At 58.9% G+C, this 3,479-nt stretch carries 3 protein-coding genes and 1 pseudogene; all 4 read right to left on the bottom strand.

What is annotated here, in order from left to right; genetic code table 11:
* Window positions 1-451: 451 nt before the first annotated feature.
* The gene (msrQ, locus tag ACQKPZ_RS28045) at window positions 452-1,063 is read right to left on the bottom strand and encodes a protein-methionine-sulfoxide reductase heme-binding subunit MsrQ (RefSeq protein ID WP_391136946.1); all 612 of its coding nucleotides are present in this window, start codon (window positions 1,061-1,063) and stop codon (window positions 452-454) included.
* The gene (gene msrP / locus ACQKPZ_RS28040; protein ID WP_427544517.1) at window positions 1,063-2,076 is read right to left on the bottom strand and encodes a protein-methionine-sulfoxide reductase catalytic subunit MsrP; all 1,014 of its coding nucleotides are present in this window, start codon (window positions 2,074-2,076) and stop codon (window positions 1,063-1,065) included. The genes msrQ and msrP overlap by 1 nt, the downstream gene beginning before the upstream one ends.
* Window positions 2,077-2,155: 79 nt before the next feature.
* On the bottom strand, window positions 2,156-3,007 hold the full coding sequence (gene pssA, locus ACQKPZ_RS28035; protein WP_003250045.1) for a CDP-diacylglycerol--serine O-phosphatidyltransferase: 852 nt from the start codon (window positions 3,005-3,007) through the stop codon (window positions 2,156-2,158).
* A gap of 150 nt (window positions 3,008-3,157) precedes the next feature.
* A pseudogene (locus tag ACQKPZ_RS28030) lies at window positions 3,158-3,479 on the bottom strand (ketol-acid reductoisomerase); the annotation flags it as partial.

Below are 3,479 nucleotides of genomic sequence, written 5' to 3'. Positions count from 1 at the left end.
GTTTATTTTGAAGTTTTTTGCGAGAAACTCGTTTAGCTTCAAACACTTGGCTCGCTGCGATCTCTCGTAGCGGGAGGCGAATCATACAGCGTTTAGAAGCACTGTCAACCACCATCTTAACCGCTTGCGATCATTCGATCGTAGCCCTTTCAATATCACCTTAACTACCTAACTCGTTGAATCTCAAGGAGTTTTTCGTTCCGATGTCGCTGGAAGTGGGGCGCATTATAAGGGGATTCGAGAGGGCGTCAACCTTTAATTTCAAGAAAGTGAAATATAAGGGAAAAGACCGCACTAAGGCCTGCAGGTGCCCGCCACAACACATCCAGCGCCTATAAGATCGAGCGCCGCGCGGGCGGCGCTCGATCTTATAGGCGCCAGATAACCCAAGGCGGACACCTCTCAAACCCAATGCAATCCCAAGACAGGCCCCAGCAACCCAACCCAGCCCTCAAACAGCCCTACCCTGCCTGCGGGCAATCCTCGGAAGAACCCGTGCAACAGCCGGAACCCGCAACACCATCAACGCCGCCCCAATGAACGCATAGATCGCCCACTCCCGCAGATCCGAGCGCACGATCCACAGGAAATGCAGCAATCCCAGGCCAAGCACGACATACACCAGCTTGTGCAACCTCTTCCACCGCGCACCCAACCGCCGCTGGCTGTAGCGGTTCGATGTAACCGCCAACACCAGCAACCCCAGAAACCCCAGCGCCCCGACAATAATATAGGGCCGCTTGCGCAACTCCACCGCCAACTGCCCCCAATCCAGCCCCAGAATGAAGAACAGGTAAGCCAGGATGTGCAGCACTATATAGGCGAACACCCACAACCCGAGCTGCCTGCGGACCACGATCCAGCCCGACCACCCCGTGAGCTTCTGCAACGGCGTCATGCCCAGGGTCACCAGCAGAAAGGTCAGTGCTCCAAGCCCCAGGCGATCCATCATGATCTTGCCGGGATCAGGCCCTAGCAGGTTCATTGCCGCCTCGTACAACCACCATACCGGGAACAAGCACCCCACCACGAAGATGGCCAGGCGAAACCAGGGATAGCGCATCAGTAGTTTTTCCGCAGATCAAGCCCGGCATACAGCGATGCCACTTCATCGGCATAGCCATTGAACATCTGAGTTTCGCGCACATTGGGGCTGAATAGCCCACTGGGCAACCGCCGCTCACGCGCCTGACTCCAGCGCGGGTGGTCCACCGTCGGGTTCACGTTGGCATAAAAGCCATACTCATCCGGCGCCAGCCCTTCCCACGTCGTACCAGGCTGCTCAGTCACCAGGCTGATGCGCACGATCGACTTGATACTCTTGAAGCCATACTTCCATGGCACCACCAAACGCAGCGGCGCGCCGTTCTGGTTGGGCAGTTCTCTGCCGTACATCCCCACAGCAAGAATCGCCAGCGGGTGCATCGCCTCATCCAGGCGCAGCCCTTCTCTATAAGGCCAGTCGATCAAGGCAAACCCCGAACGCTGCCCAGGCATATGTTGTGGGTCTTTCAGGGTTTCGAAGCGGACGTAACGCGCCTTGGACGTCGGCTCTACCTGCTTGAGTACCTGCGCCAGGGGAATGCCCAGCCAGGGGATGACCATCGACCAGGCCTCGACGCAGCGCAGGCGGTAGATACGCTCTTCAAGCTGATGAGGTTTGACGAAGTCTTCAAGCGCATAGCGACCAGGCTTGCCCACCTCACCATCCACCACCACCGACCAAGGCTCGGTCTTCAGGCTGTCGCCATTGGCCGCCGGGTCGCCCTTGTCGGGCCCGAACTCATAGAAGTTGTTGTAGTGGGTAGCATCCTTGAACGGCGTGATCGCCTCCCCCTGAACCGTCACCGCCTGCCAGCGCGCAGCAGCCAGCTTGTCGCTGAACCAGCCTGACGCCTTGCCTGGCTCGACATCAGCGTAACGGCTGGTTTCCGCCGCCCGCCCCGTGCCGGGCAAAGCGCCCAGGGCCAGGCCGGCCAATGAGCCACCCAACAGGGTACGACGGGAAAGGTAGATGCCTTCGGGGGTGATCTCCGACGCCTTGCACTCGGAAGACCTGGGTAGCTTGATGAGCATGGGCGGCTCCACAGCACTGGATAACGGATGTACCAGTAAGACTATGGAGCCGGAAGGTTATTCCAGCATTAAGCGTTTTTTACGCTTTGCGCCGGCGCGCCTTCAACAGGAACTGGATCGGCCCCGATGCAGCGTAGGCAAGGAAGATCAGCAGCAGGATGCGCGGTGGATCGCTGAACACGACAGCAAACACCAGCACCACCGCAAGGATGGCAACGAACGGTACGCGCCCTTTGAGGTCCAGCTCCTTGAAGCTGTTGTACTTGATGTTGCTGACCATCAGCATGCCGGCGGCAGCCACCAGCAACGCCACCAGGAACGACAGCTTGGAGCCCTGGATACCGTAATCGCTGAACGCCCACACGGTACCCGCAACCACACCGGCCGCAGCCGGGCTGGCCAGGCCGATGAAATAGCGCTTGTCGGCAGTGCCAACCTGGGTATTGAAGCGCGCCAGGCGCAGCGCTGCACCGGCTACATAGATGAAGGCGACCATCCAGCCAACCTTGCCCATGTCACCCAGCGCCCAGCCGAAGGCCAGCAAGGCCGGGGCCACGCCGAAAGCGACCATGTCCGACAACGAGTCGTACTCTGCGCCAAAGGCACTCTGGGTATTGGTCATGCGCGCAACGCGGCCATCCAGGCCGTCGAGCACCATGGCCACGAAGATGGCGATGGCGGCAAAGGCAAAGTACTTGCTCGCCTCGCGCGGGTCACCGGCACTCAGGGCGCTCTGTGCGCTCATCGAGCTGATGATGGAATAAAAGCCGGCAAACAGGTTGGCGGTGGTGAACAGGTTGGGCAGCAGGTAAATGCCGCGGTGGCGCACTTTGCGCCCTTCGGCGTCATGCCCTTCTTCAACGTGCTCATCGACAGGTAGCAGGCTTTCGGCGTCGGAGGGCTTGTTCGGCTCTTCGGGACGTTCGCTCATGGAGGGTACCTTGCAACAGGATGGAAAATGTTCGACACGGGCCCGCGAAACAGGTTCTGACAGCAGGCCACTGGTCTGCTTTATACCAGAAGCTGACTGCCAGAACGAAAAAACGCGGCCGAAGCCGCGTTTTTCATGTATCGATAAGACTTAGTTCTTGGTCTTGTCGACGATTTTGTTAGCCGAGATCCACGGCATCATCGAACGCAGTTGCTCGCCGATGATTTCGATGCCGTGAGCGGCGTTGTTGCGGCGCTTGGCGGTCATCGATGGGTAGTTGGTAGCACCTTCGGAGATGAACATCTTCGCGTACTCGCCGTCCTGGATGCGCTTCAGGGCGTTGCGCATGGCCTTGCGGGATTCTTCGTTGATGACTTCCGGGCCGGTGACGTACTCGCCGTACTCAGCGTTGTTGGAGATCGAGTAGTTCATGTTGGCGATGCCGCCTTCGTACATGAGGTCAACGATCAGC

The organism is Pseudomonas sp. NPDC089547 (assembly GCF_050280665.1).
Classification (GTDB): Bacteria; Pseudomonadota; Gammaproteobacteria; order Pseudomonadales; family Pseudomonadaceae; genus Aquipseudomonas.
This window is presented reverse-complemented; position numbering and strand designations above follow the sequence as displayed.